Origin of the sequence: Ensifer sp. ENS07 (genome assembly GCF_014852185.1) — a bacterium.
Taxonomy (GTDB): Bacteria; Pseudomonadota; Alphaproteobacteria; order Rhizobiales; family Rhizobiaceae; genus Ensifer; species Ensifer adhaerens.
The window spans coordinates 366302-386985 of record NZ_JACVBE010000003.1 but is presented as its reverse complement, the minus strand read 5'-3'; the positions used below and the strand labels follow the sequence as shown (position 1 = coordinate 386985).

General features: G+C 57.9%; 9 protein-coding genes, 1 pseudogene and 1 riboswitch. Of the genes and pseudogenes, 5 read left to right on the top strand and 5 right to left on the bottom strand.

What is annotated here, in order from left to right:
- From IB277_RS14360 to IB277_RS14350, 3 genes are read right to left on the bottom strand one after another with little or no spacing between them, the layout of a single operon-like run.
- Complete coding sequence (locus IB277_RS14360; protein ID WP_192371197.1) at positions 1 to 4320, bottom strand: DEAD/DEAH box helicase family protein; 4320 nt, start codon at positions 4318 to 4320, stop codon at positions 1 to 3.
- Positions 4317 to 7076 carry a hypothetical protein gene (locus IB277_RS14355; RefSeq protein ID WP_192371196.1) on the bottom strand — a complete coding sequence of 920 codons (2760 nt, stop codon included), beginning with the start codon at positions 7074 to 7076 and terminating at the stop codon, positions 4317 to 4319. The genes IB277_RS14360 and IB277_RS14355 overlap by 4 nt, the downstream gene beginning before the upstream one ends.
- The gene (locus IB277_RS14350) at positions 7073 to 8515 is read right to left on the bottom strand and encodes an N-6 DNA methylase (RefSeq protein ID WP_246805942.1); all 1443 of its coding nucleotides are present in this window, start codon (positions 8513 to 8515) and stop codon (positions 7073 to 7075) included. Before IB277_RS14350 ends, IB277_RS14355 begins: the two co-directional genes overlap by 4 nt.
- 637 nt (positions 8516 to 9152) lie before the next feature.
- Between IB277_RS14350 and IB277_RS14345 the strand changes: the two genes are divergently transcribed.
- The 4 genes and pseudogenes from IB277_RS14345 (at position 9153) to IB277_RS38035 (ending at position 15370) form a co-directional block, all read left to right on the top strand.
- Positions 9153 to 11429, top strand: a complete 2277-nt coding sequence (locus tag IB277_RS14345) for a TM0106 family RecB-like putative nuclease (protein ID WP_246805943.1) — start codon at positions 9153 to 9155, stop codon at positions 11427 to 11429.
- 56 nt (positions 11430 to 11485) lie between these two features.
- Positions 11486 to 12517 carry a DEAD/DEAH box helicase gene (locus IB277_RS38045; RefSeq protein ID WP_246805944.1) on the top strand — a complete coding sequence of 344 codons (1032 nt, stop codon included), beginning with the start codon at positions 11486 to 11488 and terminating at the stop codon, positions 12515 to 12517.
- A 208-nt stretch (positions 12518 to 12725) separates the two neighbouring features.
- Positions 12726 to 12983: pseudogene (locus IB277_RS38040) on the top strand (type I restriction enzyme HsdR N-terminal domain-containing protein); the annotation flags it as partial.
- 299 nt (positions 12984 to 13282) lie between these two features.
- Complete coding sequence (locus IB277_RS38035) at positions 13283 to 15370, top strand: hypothetical protein (protein WP_246812748.1); 2088 nt, start codon at positions 13283 to 13285, stop codon at positions 15368 to 15370.
- Between the two features lie 70 nt (positions 15371 to 15440).
- On the opposite strand, the gene IB277_RS14330 is transcribed toward IB277_RS38035, so the two are convergent.
- Positions 15441 to 17336: a TonB-dependent siderophore receptor gene (locus IB277_RS14330; protein ID WP_192494864.1), complete on the bottom strand. Its 1896-nt coding sequence runs from the start codon at positions 17334 to 17336 to the stop codon at positions 15441 to 15443.
- Between the two features lie 185 nt (positions 17337 to 17521).
- Positions 17522 to 17716, bottom strand: a riboswitch (cobalamin riboswitch).
- Between the two features lie 318 nt (positions 17717 to 18034).
- Between IB277_RS14330 and IB277_RS14325 the strand changes: the two genes are divergently transcribed.
- Positions 18035 to 18895 (top strand): LysR family transcriptional regulator, encoded by an 861-nt coding sequence (locus tag IB277_RS14325; RefSeq protein WP_192371193.1) that lies wholly within the window; start codon positions 18035 to 18037, stop codon positions 18893 to 18895.
- Positions 18896 to 19283: 388 nt separating this feature from the next.
- Here the strand turns inward: IB277_RS14325 and IB277_RS14320 are convergent, their stop codons facing one another.
- Positions 19284 to 20570, bottom strand: a complete 1287-nt coding sequence (locus IB277_RS14320) for a dicarboxylate/amino acid:cation symporter (protein WP_192371192.1) — start codon at positions 20568 to 20570, stop codon at positions 19284 to 19286.
- Positions 20571 to 20684: the final 114 nt, after the last annotated feature.

The following is a 20684-nucleotide window of genomic DNA, read 5'->3' as shown; positions in this document are numbered from 1 at the left end:
TCAGACCTCCCCGCGGTCATCAGCGTCGGTTTCGGCGCTATCACCTCTCTGGTGACGAATAGATTTCATGACCTTGGCGACGTCAGACATATCGACGCTCAGCGTTCGATCTCGCGAGCCTCGGAAATAGTCCGCCGCGGTAATGAAGCCGGCCTCGTCGACGTCCCTCAACGACGTCATAGGTTTTTTTAGACGAGCGGCCTGGTCCCAATAGTTCCGCAGCCTGATTTCGATTTCCAGGTTTCGCATGCTAATCCCGAATTCCTGGGCGGACTTGTCCGTCATGCTCTTATAGAAATTTCGATAAGGAGGGCTGCCGAAGGCATCGTCGCCGCGCCCATCAGCGCCCATCGCGTCGAGCATGAAGCCTCCAAGATCGTTCGCGAATGCGAGAAGATCGCGTTTCGCGAGGTAACCTAGCCGTGTCGTGAATTCGTAGGATTGGAGATCGAACTTCCGCTCGTCGGGGAGCCGTAAGAAGTTTTGCCCGTCCTTCAGCATCGCCCACGTCTGGACGTAGGAAGCGGTGACGCGATCGATCGCCGTTTCCGCCCAGCGCTCCACGGCAGGCGGCGAAATCATCCGCTCCAGGAACCGGTGGAAAATGTCGTGCGTCTCTATGACATATCGATCTCGTCGGCTCTGGGGCGTTGGTAAAAGCATCACAAAGCCGACGTGCGTCCGTCCGACACGACTGGACGCCTGGATGTACTCTGCAACGTCCGACGGCAGGCCGGCGAAAAACATCGAATTGAAACGGTCGACGTCGACACCATGGCTGATCGCCGAAGTGGCGACGATACTTCGCAACGTTTCCCCGATGTCAGGATAACCGGTGGCCCCGAACGGGGTTTCGGCTTCTGTCATCACTCGCTGGATCTCCTGCATATCGACTCCACCGGAGATCAACCGGCTGATGAACTTGCCGTGGGGAAGTCCCGCCGTCCGATGCTTTTCTGCGACCGCCGAATGCAATGCGTCGATAACCTGGTCTCCGCCCTTTTTGTTCGTGACATAGGTCAAGGAGATGCGATGAAGGTCGACCAGCGCCATTATTTCGTCCAGCCTTCCCTCGGCGACCGCTCGGTCGATCGCCGCTTGACGCCAATCGCCGCCATCCGCTCGCGTCACGGCGGCCTTGATTTCAGCGACTGCTCCACCGGAGGTGGTTGGGTTGAGCAGTGAGGCCCAAAGGCGCGAGACAATCGTGTGGAACGAGCTCAGGACGCCTACGGTCGTCACGGTATGAGTTGCGTCGTTCGTCATCAAGGATACGTAAAGTCTCATCCAGGGTGACGTCGCTTCCGGTGCGCGCGACCGCTCGAGTTCCGCGGCTCTACGAACCCGCTCCGCATTCGCTTTCGGCGGCAGCGCGGGATCGGCAAAGAACGAATGGTAGATGTCAGGTCCTGGATACGGAAAACGCAGTGGTTTGCGCTGATAGAGCACCTTCAGCTGACGATCGGGATCGCTGATCGTCGCGGTTGCCGCGATGATCTTGGGAAGCCGGGGCATTTCAGCCCCGTGGGCGTCTTTATACCGGCTGGCGTGGATCGCTGCTCCAGCCATCCCGTCGATCGTGCTGAAAGTCTTTTCCAGGAGCGTGTCAAAGAGGCCGCTAAAGGTCCCGAGGCTGTCTTCCAGTAGATGGGCTTCGTCCTGGATGATAAGGGACGGGAACGGATCGAAAAATACCTTCTGCCCTTCAGCGTACGAGGGAGAGACACCCCGCATGCCGAACGCAAGCGGTCCCTTCTGAATATCTTCCAGTTTGCGCGGGCTTCTAAGATGCCCAGTAGCATCGACCCATCGCGCGAGACCGAACATCCCGAGGATTTCGGTGATCGTGGAGGTGCTCTGTCCCAGCATCGCCAGCTTATCGACAGTGCCGAGGATGATCGCCGGCGCGCGCTGGTAGATCGTGTCGTCGGTCAGCAGGAACGGAAGGGGTGTGATCTCGCCGTGGGCGACGTTCCATTCGCATTGCGCATTGAAACAGATGATTGCGGCGCGCTCGGCATTGGCCGCCGCGGGCGTGTAACGTCGAAGCCCGGTCGCATTGCCGCAACAGGGACATTGCGCAACCTTGTTATAAGCCGACAGGGTTTCCCGATAGCGATTGGCACGTTTGTCTTTGCCGGTATCGGGATCGAACGCGCTGTCGTCAGGATGCTCGCTTAGGTAAGGCAGATCCGGCTTCAACTCATTGTATCGGTTCGGAGTATTAGAGGAGCCCACCCAGAACCCGATTTCGATGGGCCACTTGCCCGCCTTCTTTTCTTTGCGCACGATCTCTGCCCACACGATGAGGCGGAGAAGCCGCTGGGCCTGCTGCAAGGTCAAAAGCCGAAGCGGATAGCGGATCATGGCGGTGATCCCACGGTCCTTCCCGCGGAGACGATCCAAAAAAATGGCGAAAGCTAGTGCGCCGTAGAATGCCTCCGACTTGCCGCCACCGGTCGGAAAGTAGAGAAGACTCGCGCTCATCTCGTCCCGCTCGGAGTCAAATTCGTGCGAGTACTCCTCCATGCGCGAGGCGAAGGTCGGCACATGAGCAAGGATGAAGGCAAGCTGAAACAGTCGCCATTTGCGTTTCGGATCGCGATCACGCCGCGCAAATGCTGCGTTCGTCAGGAGCCAGGCGTCCCAGGGCGCGGCCGCTCTTTGCAGACGCGCCCGCTCCGATATCGAAGCACTGGGTAGGGATAATGAAGCTGCCCGCGCTTGGATCAGTATCCTGACACCGCGTTCGATATGGCTAGCCTCGCTGCGCTGACCGGCGATATCTTCCTCGAAACGCTTTCGTTCGCGGGCCGCTTCGTCCGCCGGCAGATTAGCGACCACCTTCTCGCTAAGCGTCGCAACCTGCTCGTCGATCCAGAGCCGGTATTGTTCCGGTAGAGCCAGCAGTTTTGAAACATCATGGTCTGTGGACAATGCACTGAAACGGCACTCGACGTCGGGTATGTCGCGCGGCACGATGCGGGGCTGTGTGAACCGCGGCGCCCAGGTCGTTGAGAGTTCGAAGTTCTCACCCGCATCGCCGCACTCGACCCCGCAGTTGAGCCCGATGGCGGGATAAGTGAGAAAGTCGCGGAAGCGGTATGAGGGCTCCACACGATCGAGGTTTACCGGGCGATGGTCGGCCTTCGAGACCTGGACTTTCAACTCTGTCCCAAACAGGACGTTGCACTTGATGGCAGCGTCTTGCGGTGTGAGCTCCTGGCACGAGTTGTCCAGGCTCACCCTAATCGATGCACGCGAGGGATCCATGAAATCGCGCTGCCGTTCGACCTTGAACGCGAGCCCGGTGAAATCCGGAAGTATCTTCTTGTCCGGATCTTCCTTGCGCAACGACTCCAAGAAAATGTCCCAGGTGCCCGCACTACGAGCTTCGGCGGGATGGACCATGCGGTTGCGCCAAGCCCACTGCTCAGCGTCTTTACCGTTCAACCACTCGCTCAGCTGGGCCGCTATCGCCGCGCGCAGCTCGGACGAATACTCTTCACAGCGCTTCTTCAGCGCCTCGCCGGAAAGCGATGAAGGCCAGTCCAGCCTTGGCAGGTCTAAGTCGATCCTCTTCCATTTCGCGGGTATGGGCGCCGGCGAAAGATGCTGGTCAGGAATTGACCGGCCCTCTGTGACGAGCTTTCCAAGCTCGGGCGAAGCGGCAGTCTCTTCACCTTCTCCGGCATCGCCGTCGGTGGCCGTAGCGGACGGTGGCTCCTCCTTTCCGAAGCTTGCGATATCCGATTTCTTCAACTCAATGCCGTATTCGCCATACACGCTGCGCCGAAGTTCGTCCTGTATCTCCCGTCTGCGGCGGAAGAGTTCAGTCTTCTGTTCGGGGTCAAGCGTATCCAATTCGGCGGGCGCGAGGTTTTCCTTTTCGTATAGCGCCTTCCGTCGTTCTTTTATCTTGTCGTCGATTTCCTGCTTTTTATCCTTGGAGATCTTGAAGTCGATCTCAATTCCGTACCGACCGCTGGATATTTCCTCCCACGTCGGCAGGACGCGAACATAAACCGAGCAGCGCGGCATCGCCCTAATAGGGGACTGCGCGTCGTTGGCCACATTGAAGTCCATGCCGAAAGCGGCGATCTTGATGTCGGAAGTGTCGTCCACGTTGGCACGTGACATGCGTGGAAGGAGCTGTCCTGAGAAGACTGCGCGCCGCGGCGACTTACCGTATGCATAGCGGCCGATTTCATCGGTTCCGCTCGCGCGCTTCGTCACCATGTTCACGAGCGCGTCGCAGACGGCTTCCTTTAGCTCCACGTCGATGTTCGCAAGTTCAGCGGAAGTCTTTGGCTGGATCATGACTTGAACCTTCTGATGGAACGAACGGCCAAAACATGCTCTTCCGCGAGATGCTGGAGCCTCTTGATCTCGGAGGCACGCTTTGCGTCGCCCGCGAACGCCGCCGCCGCGTGTGGATCTGTAAGAATGTTGCGATAGGCATCGTGGAAAGCCATGCCTGCGCGCATCCGGTTATTTCTCTGGGCTTTCACCCCGAGGTGCCAGAAGCGGTTCGCCAGATTCGCTCCGATGCCCAGCGCGTTTGTGAACTTGATAAACGTGTCATGATCGCGTGGTGCCTGGGTCACCACTTCGTGGAGGGGGGCCTGCAACTGTTTGTCCAGGTGAACCCAGTAACGGACGCGCTGCAATTCGAGGTCCGGAACGCCGATTCGCTCGACCAGTGTCCGGAGCTTGTCTGTGTCATTGAAGCCGGAGATTTTCTGGAAACGGCTGACTACATCGACGTGGTATTCCCTGATCGCCTCTGTGGCGTTTGCAGGTACGCTCAGGAGCACTCGGGCACGGTCAATAAAGCCGGAACTGATGACGCAGAGTTCGTCGTGTTCCTTCACCTCCCGCGCGTCGACCTGTCTAAAGGATTCCAGCGATCTGGATCTGTCCAGCCGCACGAGACCGGTTCCCGGTCTGGCGATCATTCGCTGACCTCCCTCCATCGCAAACTCGATCAGTTCGACCCCCGAGCTTCCCAAAGCGCCGGAAAGATCAATGACACTTTCCGTTGGAAACTGGAGTTCTTGTGGTGGAGGCGGAGTCTCCGTCACTTTGATTTGGAAAGTGCCCAGTCCTCCGAGCTCCTCGGACGACCCGCTACCGTACTTTCTCAGGCGCGACGCAATCTCTTGCTCCTCAACCTGATCTGCGAGGCGTAACGCGTCTCTTGAGGAGAACCGTAAGGTGTCGCCGTCGGCCACCACGAAGACCTGACTGGGAAGCCATGATCTTGCGAAAAACGTCAGAACGCCATCCCGCGGCGGGGCCACCAGATAAATACGTTTGAACTTGTTCCTCTCGTTCACGGGCAATGCTGCGATCTCGGTGAGGCCGCCGGGACCTGAGAAGACGATCATTTCGTTGTCCAACCTGGTCTGCAGGCCCTGAATTCTGCAGACCAGATCTGCCATTGCGAACTCAGCGAGCGGCTGCGACCGGAACATGAAAAGAGCCTTGGAAGAGGCCCCAAGTATGCTCGTAACGATCGCCTCCAGGAGATGCGACATAGGAGTTGCGCGGACCAGTCTCGCGGCCGCTTCTTCCGCTTCGCGGAGCGCTGTCGCAAGTTCTGCTCCTCCAATCTGGTACGCTGGATTGGAAGGGTCTCTGAGGAACTGAACCGCTTGGGTGATCCTGTAGCTCGCCATCAGGTCCGCCGCATCGGCGTTACCCTGCTTCGCGACGGTGTAGTTGCTGAGGGAAGCTAGCGATCCGGGAAGCGACGCATTGCGGCGAAGCTTGAAAACGATGTCGTCAATAGCGGCGGCTGCGGCTACGTCGCCGGAACGAGATACCATGCGCGCTATGGCGCGAAGATCGTCCCCGACTTTCGCGCCGGGGCCGTTGAACCCCTTGACCTCGACCCGCTCGCACCCCGACCACGAGGGCGGAGCCGTCTCTGTCTGGAGGATAGAGGACGACATTGCGGTAATCGTCTTAGACTTCGCTGGACGCGGCTTCCCTTTGCCGAGCTCCGGCGCACTCCTGAATATTTCAAACCGTGCCTTGTCAAACGCCCAGGGATCTTCAGTTATTGCTATGATGCCCGCCTTGGGGAACGCTTTACGCATCGACTTGAAGGTGCGCGTCGCACGCTCGACCCATTCGTCTCCCAGGCGGCCGCGGCCAGTCCGGGTCAGATCGAAAACGATCAGGTCGAGCGGGCCATGGACTTTGTGCAGAGATGCCTCATCGCCCTTTCTGAGACCAAAGAGGAAATAACTCGCCTCGCGTCCGTTGTCCGCGTGACGACTGACCGTGTTGTGTTCTTTGAGGTCGGTCCGGGAACTCGTTCGCCAAAGCAGGGTTCCATTGGGATGTGCGATGCCTTCGCAGTTTCCGTGCGGCAGGATCTCATCCAAGGTCGGGTGTTCGAACTCGGGACGGCATGTCCCATCCCTTCCCCTGCCAGAGAGCGTTCCCACGCGGCTGAGAATTTGATGGTAATCCTTGAGCGCTCGGTCGCCGCCATGCCCGTTGGTATGTCTTGCAAGATGATCGACATGGGTCCGGCGCAGGTAGTCGCGGGCGATCTGCACCTCTCTCGCCAGCTCGTGGGTTGTCCTGGCGTATGGATAAATTAGGGCCTTGAATCCACTGGGACGCTCAAAGGTTCGAACCCGGCTATCATATTTCTCGATCGAAGTCTCCGGCGCAACCGCTACATCTGCCAGCGCCAATAGGGAAGTGATCGCTGAAAGACAGAGGTCGCGTGCGGGCCACGTGAGGAGGACGGTAGGTTCCCCGCTGTTCATCGTGCCGATCACGGCGCGCAAGATTTGCATGTAGACAGCCGAAATCGGCAGTTCGTCTTCGCCGATGAGTCTGAACGGGATCTTCTCCAAAGCGGAAATCCAGGCGCCTTCGTCTCGGGCGCCCTCGAGCTCCTCGGTCTGCCCGCTGTGCGACCCGGCGACAAGCTTGGCCGCGCGTGCAGCCACAAGCTCTCCCCTTCGCCTGAGCTGGTCGCTTTGCTGTTTCAGCCGGTCAGCAAGATCCGAGCCTGGGGCTCGGCCGTATCCCGGTCTTTCTCTTTGGCTCATGATGCCTCCGAAATTGCGCCCGCGCCCTGCTCATAAGCTATCAGTGCGGCCCGTTCGGGGTCAGAAACGCGCTTAAGTGCGGCCGCGAATGCAATCGGGCGCGGCAGATCGAGTTGCCTGAGCAGCTTGACCGATATCGTCGCAGTTCCAGAGACGGCGCGGTAACGGTCATCAACCGCCTTCGTGTTAAGAAGCATTAGTAGAAGATTGAGCTGTCGCTCATCCGTGCCCGACACCACGATCGTATGGTTTTCTGAGACGAAGCCTTTCCAAGGGTCGACCGACGCCTTGTCCACCGCCGCCGCGACGATGCGCCGGTTCTGGCTGCTGTTGGTAGTTCTCTGAACGACAAGCGCGTGGTCCTTGACAAGCGCCGCGCTGCCTTCGGGTACGCGGACGAAATCCACGCCGTTTCCTCTTCGGTTCGTTGGCACGCAGGGTTGTCCGGGACGTACGTTCTTCGCCCATATCAGCGGGACCGCACCGGGCTCGTCCGCACAACAGAATTTATCTCGCTCTCGGTTCCAAACGAAGTAACCCGCCTTCGCGGACGCTCCATACTCTGCGAGCGTGGCCCCTCCAATTTTATCAGCGAGATCCGAGGGCGCGAGCCATGGCTTCGACGGGTCGGCAGGCAGGCATCCGGTTGGTACCGGTTGAACGATGCCACTTTCCGTGAACGAAGGAAACTTCGCCGCAAGCACCGGGCGGTGTGGCTCCCCTTTCCGGACCAACAGCACGCTGACGTCCTGGGCAACGTCCACGAAAACGTCATCACGACTGATCAGCTTTCCGAGGGTCAGGATTTGCCCTTGGCTCGCGATGTGCGCCCGCATCTTGTCATAGAGAGGACCGCTTCTGAAACTTGAGGGAATGACCAGCGCAACAAGTCCTCCCGGTTTAGCTACGCGGAGACACCATTCCGTGAACACCGCATACTTGTTGACGTGACCCGGATGCGAAACCTTCCGCCAATCGTCTCCTCCCAGGACTTGTGGCGTGATCCGGCCGTAAGGAGGATTCGCGATCACCAACTTGTACGAGGCCAGCGGATCGGTGTGCAGGGCGTCGGCGACACGGACAATCTTCCGCTCGCCGAACCCGTCGGTATGGGTGCCGATCAAAGACTCGGATATCTGCGCCAAGCACGGGTCAATTTCGATACCATTGAGCCGGTAAGCGATATCTCGTGGTCGAGCGCCAGCGGCGCGCATCCTTTCCGCAATGAGGGAAAGGAAAGCGGCTCCTCCGGCGGCGGGATCGAGGACGTCGTCGCGCCTCAGGTCGAAGCCGTGTTCAACCGCCATATCTATGACGGCATCCGCTAGGTAGGGGGGGGTGAAGTAGGCCGCCTGCGCCTTGCGAGCCTCCGGGGAAATCATAAGGGTATAGAGAGTTCCGACCCAGTAGTTGCGATCGTTGCGCGAGAGAGCGTCCAACCGCTGGCTAAACTCCCTAACCGACTTACTCTCGTATGGCTGGAGGTCGAGGCATACCCCGGCTAAGTCGAGGTCTGCCGGAACGATCTCCCGTAACGTGCGCGCTGCTGCCTTGGCTAGTGTCAGCAGCGGTAACCGCCCATGCTCAACAATCAAAATTCTCCCCCCTTGCGACGCCATCAGCTCAACGAGCTGCCGACGGACACAACGCTGCCTATCCGCGATGCGCTGCTCAACTACAAATATAGCGCAGGCATCTCAAACAAGAGCTTAACGTGTGCACGCGAAGCGCCGCGAGGACCCAAGCGGGTCGCTCGTCGTCCACCTCGGAGCTTAGTGCCCACGCGGGTACAATCAAAAATTTCGGAATTTCTTCGCTTCCCCCAAAGCCCTCAACCTAGCGCTAATGCAGGCCCTGAACGTTTTCAACTAGACGTTGGTATAGGTTTCAATGGAAGCCCCGGGGTGCAACAAACTGCGCACTCAGCCATTTTCCCGCATTGAAGTCTCAATCTCAACTTTACGAAGCGGCAATGGCCGCTTGCCACAGCTGGAACCAGTACGCCTCCACTGCAGCGGGTTCGCAAGGCGAACTCGAACATTAGACATCGCGCACGATAACTCTTATGGTTGAAACATGCAGCGAATCGGCACCCAACTCATCCTTAGCGCGCATGACCTGATCGGCCATCTTAACTGCCGCCATCTAACAGAACTGGATTTGCAGGTCGCTGCGGGTACACTCGCAAAGCCTGCTCGATGGGACCCTTTGCTTGAGATCCTGCAGCAGCGCGGGTTGCAACATGAAGATGAGTTCCTTGAGCACCTGAAGCAGCAGGGACTGGAAGTAACCTCGATCCCCGGCATCGAAGTCAGCGACGATACCGTTGGTGCAACGTTGCAAGCGATGCGGTCCGGCCGATCGATCATTGTCCAGGCGGCGCTCCGGGACGGCCGTTGGATTGGACGCGCCGATGTTCTGCGGAGAGTGGAACAGCCGAGCGATCTCGGATCATGGTCGTATGAGGTCGTCGACACGAAGCTGGCCCGCGAAACCAAAGCCGGGACGGTGCTCCAGCTCAGTCTTTACGCCGAGTTACTTCGCGCCATGCAAGGTATCGCGCCGGAGAACGTATACGTCGTAGCGCCTTGGTCTGACTTCGTGCCTCAAACCTTCCGTGTTGCGGACTATGCCGCGTACTTCAGGAAGGCACGACAGGCGGCCGAGAAGGCTACCAGCGCAACTCCGGATAAACACGACCCTGAACCGAATGGGCACTGCGACGTATGTCGGTGGGCCGATGCGTGCGACGCTCGCTGGCGGAAGGACGATCACCTCTCGCTTGTCGCGAACATTTCCAAAACGCAAATTGCGGAGTTGCGCGCGCATGGCGTGTCTACGGCCGCGGCTTTTGCAGCCCTCCCCTCGCCATTTCCATGGAAGCCGGTCCGCGGTTCGGCCGCGAGCTTCGAGAAGGCCAGGGCACAGGCGCATATCCAAGTGAGCGCGCGTGAAGCGGGTGAACTGAGATGCGAAATTCTGGAGGTGGTGGCGGATACGGGTCTCTGTCGTCTCCCCGAACCGTCAGCCGGGGATATCTTCTTCGATATCGAAGGCGATCCGTTCGTTGGCGAGCATGGACTCGAATATCTGTTCGGATACCATTACCGCAACGAAGAGGGCGACATTGTCCGGATCGCCGACTGGGCGTTTGACCGAGGCACGGAAAAAGCAGTCTTCGAGCGGTTCATGGATTTCGTGACCGCGCGCCGCACGCTGTTTCCGGATTTGCACATCTACCACTATGCGCCCTACGAACCGGGGACATTGAAGCGATTGATGGGGCGATATGCTACGCGTGAAGGCGAAGTAGACAAACTGCTCCGAGGCAATATTCTGGTCGATCTCTATGCCGTCGTCCGCAACGCAGTGCGAGCAAGCGTTGAGAGTTACTCAATAAAGAGGCTCGAAGCTTTCTACGGTTTCGCCCGCAACATGCCTTTAAGGAAAGCGAACGTCGCGCTATCCGCGCTCCAGGTTGCGTTACAAGTCAATGACGTTGTCTCGGTATCCGACGAGATAAAGGCGGTCGTATCGGCCTACAACGATGACGATTGCCGATCAACCGAAGCGCTGCGCACCTGGCTTGAGCAGCTGCGCGCAGATGCCATCGCGTCGGGTGCGTTAATCAGTCGCCCCGCGCCTGAAGGAGAGGAACCGAGCGAGGACATCTCGGAGCGGCAGGCACGCGTCGAAGCTCTCATCGAAAAACTCACATACAATGTCCCGGTTGAGCCGGCGGAAAGGGACGCGGCCGAGCAAGCAAAATGGATACTTGCCCACAGTCTTGACTGGCACCGACGCGAAGCCAAGACGAGTTGGTGGGAGTATTTTCGGCTCTGCGATCTGCCGGCCGAAGAACTCCTCGACGAGAAGGCAGGCTTGGGCGGGCTGCGGTTCCTGGAGACGGTAGCACAGACAAAGACCGGCATTCCGACGGACCGATATGAATTCGACATTCAGGACACCGACATCCGCGAGGACGACGATCTCCGCGCTGCCGGTGGCGAAGCGTTCGGCAAGGTCGTGACGATCTCGCACGACGGCCAGCAGGTCGAGATCAAGAAGACCAGGAGGACGGCGGCCCTTCACCCGGAGGGCGTATTTTCCCACACGCACATCGCCACTCCAGAGCAAGAGAACTCCCTGTTCCGCCTTGGGGAATACGTAAACGAGAACGGCATCGCGGGAGACGGTCAATATCAGGCAGCCCGTGATCTCCTAATGCGGGTACCGCCACGCGTTGCAGAGCCACTTCGTTTGGGTGGCGAAAACACATTGGCCAGCGCAATCAGGATTGCTCCGCTGCTACAAAGCGGTGTCCTTCCCATCCAGGGGCCGCCCGGCACCTGATGAGAGCGGGAAAGAAGGTTGGAATCACGGCCAATAGCCACAAGGTCATCCGGAATTTGATCGACAAGACAATTGGGGTGGCTAAGGAGAGCGGCACCAAGATTTCCGCTGGCCAGAAGCTCTCCACGAAAGTGGAAGACACGGAAGATATCGAAATCTACCTCGACAACGCCGAGGCCGTGTCGGCGATCAAATGTGGACAAGTGCAGTTGCTCGGAGGAACGGCATTCTTCTGGGCCCGCGAGGACGTGGCGGATAGCGTCGACGTGCTAATCGTGGACGAGGCAGCGCAGATTTCGCTAGCCAATGTGTTGGCTGTCTCCCAAGCCGGGCCCGCCCTCGTCCTTCTCGGCGACCCACGGCAACTGGAGCAACCTGCCCAGGGCTCCCACCCGGACGGAACGGATGTTTCCGCACTCGACCACCTCTTGGGCGGGCAGAAGACGATCTTGCCGGAGCAAGGGTTGTTCCTTGAAGAGACGTGGCGGCTCCACCCAGACATTACCGCGTTCAACTCGGAACTGTTTTACGAGGACAAGCTTCAGTCCGAAGTCGGCTGCCGCGCCCAAGCAACGGCGTCGACTGGGCCTTTTACGGGGACGGGTTTGCATTACGTGCCGGTTCCTCATCTCGGTAACCAGTCGCGCTCCCTCGAAGAGGCCGCCGCGGTCGAGCGCATCGTGAAAGTGCTGCTGAATTCCGGGATGCGCTGGACCGACCGAAAGGGCGTATCCAGGCCGCTGGCCCTCGATGACATTATTATAATCGCGCCCTACAACGCTCACGTCTTCGAGATTCAGAAACGCATTCCCGATGCCCACGTCGGAACCGTCGACAAATTTCAAGGGCAAGAGGCGCCGATCGCCATCTACTCGATGGCCACATCCAGTCACGCGGACGCACCACGCGGTATGGAGTTCCTCTACAGCTCCAACCGACTCAACGTGGCCATCAGCCGCGCGAAGTGTATGGCCATCCTTGTCGCTTCACCGGAGTTGTTCGAAGCCGAATGCAAAACGCCCCGCCAAATGCAACTCGCGAATGCTTTCTGCAGATATTTGGAAATGGCGAAGACCGTGACGCTATAGCGAGGCCGGCGCTTCAAGGAGCGAAAAGAGGGTAGTCCTAGAAGCCTCCTCGGGGGCTATTCTTGGTCAAGCTTAAGCGCTTTAGCGTCGGCTTGACGTAAGGAAGGCAATCGGCAACTTTAACTAGAAGACAACCGTTGGGGACTGATGTCTACAATCGAAGAGAGTCTGCGCCATATCTGAGCGCGTCAAATCGCATTCCAGCACAATGGCGACTGAAGAGGCGGTGAAAACCGCTGTAGTCCTGCCCTTCCTTCGGTCGCTAGGCTATGAGGTTTTCGATCCAACCGAGGTCATCCCCGAATTCACCGCAGACGCTGTTGGCAAAAAGGGGGAAAAGGTCGACTACGCGATCAAGATCGACGGCGAAATCCGGATCTTGATCGAGTGCAAACCGATATCGGTTACGCTGGAGAAAAAACACCTGGATCAACTCTATCGGTACTTCAGCGTGACTAACGCGAGGTTCGCCATTCTGACGAACGGCCGAACCTTCAACTTCTATACCGACCTGGAGGCCCCCAACAAACTCGATGCCCGGCCGTTCTTTGTCTTCGATGTGTCTGACTTCAACTCCGGAATCGTCGCCGAACTTCGAAAGTTTGAAAAAGCGGCTATTCGGATTTTCGTGTGGAATCCCGATTCGTCGGCTCACGAAAACCAGACAGCGTGTTCGCGCCCTGATTGTTTAATTGATTTTCGCCGGCGTTTGACGGCGACCAAGTTTCCGCGGTCTCATAGAAGCATTGGCTCGATCATGTTTCCTTGCAGACCATCTCCATTCCATATCGCTGCTCAGACGAGGACCGCGCGTTTCTCGGCGACCTTCGTCGGGTGCAGTCGGCTGCGATCCGAACGGCCTATGCGAATGGTTTGCACGCCGATGGTTCAACGCCGAAGGAAATGGACTTGCGCAACCTGGTTAAGACGCGCTTCGCCCACGAAGGTCTGCTCGACAGCTGGGCGATCCACTGTGCGACGAAGCTTGGCATTTGGAAACGCAAGCTGACGCCTGGTGGTACGGCGGTCTTCGGCGGGCGAACCGAACTTGAGCGCCGACGCAAGGGTCTGATTTCGCCGGACGAATGGAAGCGCAAGAGACTGCACCCGTTCGTCAGCTTCGGCGATCGCCAGAAAGCGCGCGGAAACCAGAATATCCATCTGATCGACGAGACGGCGGTTGTCGTCAAAATCGGCCGCAAGGAGAGCGGCGGCCGCTCGGGAAAGACGGTGACGCGCACGGCCGCTCTTCATCTCGCACGCATGACCGGAAACCGCGGCATCATCATGCGGCAACTGACCGCGATATGTGCTCAGAAGGACGAAGCCGACCGCATCAACGTCACCTTCTCGATCTCCGACACGCATGTCAGCGTGACCTTCGATCCGACGGATCTGCCGAACCACCCGCAGCGGCGGCGTCCGGTGGTGCCGATCAAAGGCCGCTGCCTCGGCATCGACCTCAATCCCAACTGGATCGGCCTGGCCGCGGCATCGAACACCGAAGATCAGGGATCGGTGGGTAAAACCAGGCTGCTCGAGCATGCCCTGGTGAAGCTCGATATGCCGAAGAATGCTTCCGCCGAACTGGTGCGCGAGACGCTGGCGGCGGTCTGCGACCGCGCCATCTCGATGGCGCGCAAGCACCGCTGCGGCACGATCGTGCTGGAAAAAGGGCTCGGCACGTTGCGGTCGAGCGGCAAGAACCGCACCCTCAACAGGCTGTTGAATTGCTGGGCAAGAACGGTGTTCGTGCAGATGCTGCAGCGTCGCGCCCGGCTTGCCGGGATCGATGTCCTTGAGGTCTGGGCGGGGTATTCCTCGACCATCGGAAACCTCGCATACGAAGCCCCCGACGCCTGCGCGTCGGCAACAGAGATCGCCAGACGGGGCATTGTCCGTCTGGCTGGAATGAAGGACGTCCTGCCAGCGCTTGAGGAAGGGTGCGTTTCCCGTCTATGGAAGAATGGGAAGGTGCCCGCCGAACTCGGCTCATGGCAAGACGTTCATCGGACAATCAAAGCGGCGAAGATTGGCTACCGCCGCCCGCACCCCGACGTGCCGCTCGGCGCACGGGGTTCCGATGTCCACGGGACGCACATGTTCTGTGGGCATGCGGTCGTCCGCCTTGCCAGACGTCAGCGTCCGGGACTTCTGTTCCGGCTGACACCTGCCAGGCCGGACGCAGCAGTTCGGATTTTCGCTCAATGTGGACGTGTGCCCTCCCCGGCTCTCCACACGAAAATCCGAATAGCCGAAAAAGCTTCGTTTGACGTATCCGCCATCCTGGCGACCGCCGAGCGCCTGAAATACACCTCTGGCGTCAAACAAGTCATTTCAAAACTGATAGAAGAGCCTTCCGAGGACTTCGTACGCCTTGTTGCTGGTTCTGTCTACGAGGGCCGGATTACCGCGCAGGTTAAAAAGATGTTGACGGGAGTCGTGCGAACCGCATTCCGAGATGTGATCATGGTCCCGGTCAAGAACCGCCTTTCGAGCGCACTCGCGGACACGGAGGAAGTCATCGAAAAAATTGACGAGCCCGTTGAGGAGGAACCCGAAGTCGTGACGACAGAGGAGGAGCGCGAGGGATACATGATTGTGAAGGCGATCGTGCGCGATACGATCTCGTCGAAACGAGTGGTGATGCGCGACCAGAAATCCTATTGTGGCATTCTTATCGACAATAACAATCGAAAGCCGCTCGCGAGGCTACATTTCAACCGCTCGGTCAAATACATCGGGCTCTTTGACGGTGAGTCCGAGGAACGGTTGATTATCGACTCGCTTGACCAAATTTACGATCACAGCGACCGCTTGCGGGTTACGGCGAAAAAGTATTTCGCAGAATAGTCTGCCACCGCACGTGTCGACATAGGAGGCAGTCTGTCCGCCGCCTCTTTGCCCTTTGCCTTTTCGTAAGTCAGAATGAAGCCGACAATCCGGCGAAAGCAGTCAGACCGGGCGACGACTTGAAGCCATAGACTTCCCGGTAGTCTCGGTCGAACAGATTGTCGACGCGACCAAACATTTCCAAGGTGTCGTTGATTTTCAGGCTGCCGCCGACGTTCAAAAGCGAATAGCCAGCCATCGTCACCCGCGGGGGTACAGCGGTCGCAAAAACCGTGTCGACAGTCCTGCCATTGAATACTGCCTCGGCGAAGACCCTCGCGCGGTCGTCATAAAAAACGTAGTCCGCTTTGACCGAACCGATGTGGCGGGGGCGACGGGCTTCAGCGAGACGCGGCCCGGTGGCGGCTGTCTGTTCGGTCGCGTCGGTGTACGTATAAGATGCGGTCATCGTGACGCCGTTGAAGAAATCGAAGGTCGCCGAAACCTCCATGCCTTGGCGGAGGCTTTCGCCGTCGCGGTTGATCGGCCGCGCGATGAAATCCGCGTCGTAGACAGTGGCGATCTCGTTCTCCAGATTTTGGTTGAAGTAGGTAAGGTCTACTACGAGGCCCCCCTCATTGAAGCTTTTCTCAACCCCGATGTCGTATCCGAGGCTCCGTTCCGGCTGCAAATTTGGATTACCGATGAATCCTCCGGGAAAATAGCCGAACTGTTCATAGAACGTCGGGTTGGTAACGCCGGTTCCGACTGAGGCATGAAGCCGCATGTCGCTGCTCGGGATTTGCCACGCCGCGCTTGCAGTCCAGGTTCCCGTATCACTGAAACCGCTGTTCCAGTCCTGCCTCGCACCGAAGTTTAGGTGGACTTGATCAAAGAACTCTACCCGATACTCGCCAATAAGGGATTGCGCGTCCCGTCGAAAAGTCTCCTCCAAATGGGAGGGTGAAAACCTTTCGAATTGCCATGCGTAACCGCCGGTCACTTGTTGGATCACCTGGTCCGTATCGTCGAAACGATAGGACGCTTGATAGCTGCCCCTATAACGGTTTCCGTCGTCCGAACTGTTTCCGTATTCGTCGGAGTGCCTGGATTGATAGATATCGGTGCCCGAGAAAAGGATCTTCTGTGCCAGCGCGTCGTCCAGGGACGAATTGGTGATCCCAACCGACCCGAAGAGTTCCTGGTTCTTGGTGTAGTCGTCCGCGTCGTAGGTCATCGCGGTGTCCCAGTCTTGCGGGTCACTCTCGCTGCGACGATTTACGCCCCGAACCGTGCCCTCCATAGTCGTATCCGGCGAGAGATCGATTGTGAACTTGCCGTTTAACGTACCATTCCTGCCGCCGTCCTCTTCGTCACCCGCACCCGAAATGTTGAAGCCGTCCGTGTGCATAACGGTGCCGGATAGCCAATAGTCATAGGTGTCACGGCCCCCGCCGGCGGAGATTGTCGATGTGACCGAAGCGTTGCTGCCGATTTCCGTGCGCGCAGTAGACCGAACGGAATCGCGCTCGCCGCGCTTGGTGACGATGTTGATCACGCCTGACATGGCATTAGCCCCCCAGAACGCGCTTTGCGGCCCGCGCAGAATTTCGATGCGTTTTATGTCGTCGGTAACCAGGCCTCCGAAGTCGAATTCACCCTGCCCAACGTCGTTGGCGACCACGCCATCAATGATCACCAGCAGTTGATTGCCCTCCGCGCCGCGCACACGTACCTGCGTTAAGCCACCTGAGGAGCCCGTGCGAGATACTGCAAATCCCGGCACAAGGCGTAGCGCATCCGCGACATAGCGGACCTGATGCTTCTCCATCTCCTCCCCCGAGATCACGGTGACGGCACGCCCGGATTTCTCGAGCTCCACGGGAGTCAATCCGTCCGTAACGACAATCGCTTCGAGCTCTGTCGGCTCGTCCGCCTGGTTAGCATCCCGAGCAAAGCTCGGCTCCCATGCGGCGATGAGGAGCATCGCAGCTCCGGTCAGAAAAATCCTCATAATCTCCCTTCAGGCAGGGCCTGACCTGCACGGCTTTCCTCCGCAGAAAAGAAGTGACAATGGTAACAACCGTTCCCATCGACCGTCCTTCAACACGGCAACATCTTCGACAATGTCACCGCTACGGGCGGCCGCGCTCGGACACTCCCCGTATCCTTGCATGGGTGACCAACACAGGCAGGTCTCCTGACTTCCGCGTCCCCGCCAGTCTCGCCCTTCCCGCTTGACGCAGTGGGCTGATGAGACAAGCTCGGCGGTTACAGTTGCGGGGGCAGCCGTGGGATTGACATCGACTATGCCTCACCACGTTCCCTTTTCATCCGTCATGCGGAACCTGTGCCGTAGCCGACCAATAAAGTCGGCGACGAGTCGCGACAAGAGTGTATGGCTAGTTTTTCCATACGTGCACGCTCTTTAAGCATACATTCCTGCGCATACATCTTGCAATTTGCCGCGTCTTCGATATAGGATCGGCTGCGCCCGGAAAGTTTGTTGCTCCTTGCGAGAACGCGGACCAACACCCTCACGCGACGAGGCACGATATTCCTCTCCTGCGTAGGCTGGGCGCCGTCGTTAACCGTGTCGCTAGATACTGACCGGTTGGAAAACCAGAAACCGGCGAAATCTGCTTGGCCGACGGGCAACGGATCAACCACAATTGCGATCACACCATGAACCTCGACCTTCTCGATACCTTCCTGGACTTGCTTGAGACAGGCAATTTCCGGCGCACATCAGAGCGACTTGAAACAACGCAGCCGGCCGTAAGTGGCCGCATTAAGACACTAGAGCGAGCCGTGGGCGCCCAACTATTTCACCGCGGGCGAGCGGGTGCAGTTCCGACTTCGGCCGGTATCAGGTTCGAGAAACACGCTCGCGCCATCAAAGCGGGCTGGGCGCATGCGCAGCACGATATCGGAGGCCTGGAACACTATGATGGCCCTCTACGCATCTCAGGGCCGCTAAGCTCGATAGGGACGCTCGTTCTGGACTGGATCGAGGAGTTGCACATCATCAACGAACGACTGGAATTGGTACTGCATTCTGGCCACTCGTCCACCGTCATGGCGGATCTCTCCGGTGGCAGGATTGATATCGGCATTGTATTTTCGCCCAAATGCTTGCCGGACCTTAGCATCGAGGAGACCGGCGTCGAAAAATTTCAGATGGTGTCGACGGAGTTCGACAGGCTTTCCGATGTGACTTCGAGAAGTTATATCCGCGCTAGATACACGACATATTTCGAGCGGATGCACACCGAGCTGCTACCGGGGCTCACTCGATCTGCTATCGCCGTGGATCACGAGGACCATGCAATCGGCATTCTGAAACGGCGTGGTGGAACTACGTATCTCCCGCACCAGACCGTCGAAACCTTGTCCGGGTCCGGCATGTCAGTGCGTCTTGTAGAAGGCGCGCCGGAGATTAAGCAGCCGGTTTACGTCGTGACGCAGAGACACCGCAGACACGAGTCACTTATTGACACAGCTGTCGATGCGCTCAAAAGCGTTACGCCGAGAGAAGGCTTATGAGCCGGTCCTGCTGAAGGCCAACTCTCCCATCCGTCGCGTCATGGGATGGCCGGTTATACCATTCGACTGCGTTCCTGGCAGGAAGATCCGGGCGGAGTGGGGCTGGTCGACCGCATCGGTAAAAGCCAAAGCACCTACGATGAGAAGCTGAGCAATTATTATTACAACGACAAAACCCGCAGACGATCCGGCTTTATTTTCTTTTGGATATCTGCGCATTGTCATCACCTAGTCTTACTAAGACTAAATGATAACTCAGCTGCGAAGTTTCATAATCTATACATCAGTTTGCATCGACAGGAATTTACGGAAGATTGCGCACGCTGTTCTTACGCCTTTCGCAAAAGGGCCAGCAGGTGTAGCCGGGTACGCTGCGTAACACCGCGTCTTATTGACCCGAAAGCGCAGCTTGCAATTCAACGGCATCCAGCTCCCGCTCCCAACGGGCGATGACAATAGTCGCCACCGCATTGCCGATGAGATTTGTCAGCGCGCGGCATTCCGACATAAAACGGTCTACTCCCAGTATCAATGCCATGCCGGCCACGGGGACTGAGGGAACTACGGAGAGCGTTGCAGCCAGAGTGATGAACCCCGCACCGCTCACCCCGGCGGCACCTTTCGAACTCAACATGGCCACCAGGAAAAGCATGATCTGATCCCCCAGGCTCAGTGGAGTATCAGTCGCTTGCGCGATGAACAGCGCCGCAAGTGTCATGTAGATATTGGTCCCATCCAAGTTGAAGGAATAACCTGTGGGCACCACGAGACCGACGATCGGGCGCGCACAACCAGCCTTCTCCAACTTGGCCATCAAGCCGGGCAAGGCGGCTTCGGACGATGATGTTCCGAGAACGAGAAGCAACTCTTCTTTGAGATAAACAATAAGCTTGAAGATGGAGAATCGGTTGAAATGCGCGACGGCGCCAAGGACGAGAACAACGAAAAGCAATGCGGCTAAATAGAAGGTTCCCACCAGAAAGGCCAGATTCCCAAGGGCGGAGATCCCATACTTCCCAATGGTGAACGCCATAGCGCCGAAGGCACCGATTGGGGCGAGCCTCATCAACATTGACGTCATCCGAAAGATCGGCGCCGTCAGGGCGTGCAGCAGATCAAGAACAGCATGCCCCTTTTGTCCTACGGCTCCGAGCGCAAGTCCAAACAAGATGGAGATGAACAATACCTGGAGGATATCACCTTGAGCGAAAGCTGCGACAATCGTGTCAGGAACGATGTTCATCAAGAAACCAACGATTGTCATCTCGTGGGTTTTGACGGTGTAAGCCGCGATCGACCGCTCATCGAGCGAGCTTGGGTCGATGTGCATGCCACCTCCCGGCTGCAACACGTTCGCAATCAATAGCCCCATCACAAGAGCCAGGATGGAGAAAGTCAAAAAATAGACGAATGCTTTGACTGCCACACGGCCAAGCTTCTGCGTGTCCGACATGTCAGCGATGCCTGTGGTGACAGTCAAGAAAATGACCGGCGTGATAACCAGCTTGACGAGTTTGATAAAGAGGTCCCCAAGGAATTTCAAACTACTGCCGAGCTCGGCATCGAGGTACCCGAGCAATATACCCGCCACTATCGCGATTAAAACCTGTGTATAGAGGTGGCCAAAAACACGAGGCCGCTGGTCCGCGGCGATATCTACAGTAGGCATCATCATCAGTGTCAGCTCTCGGTATCATGGAGACCTTTAGCGATCTGCATGACTTTTAAGGGGCTTTCATCAAAGCGTGAAACCCCCGCCGATGATACCAATCTTTTGTATAGTCGACCG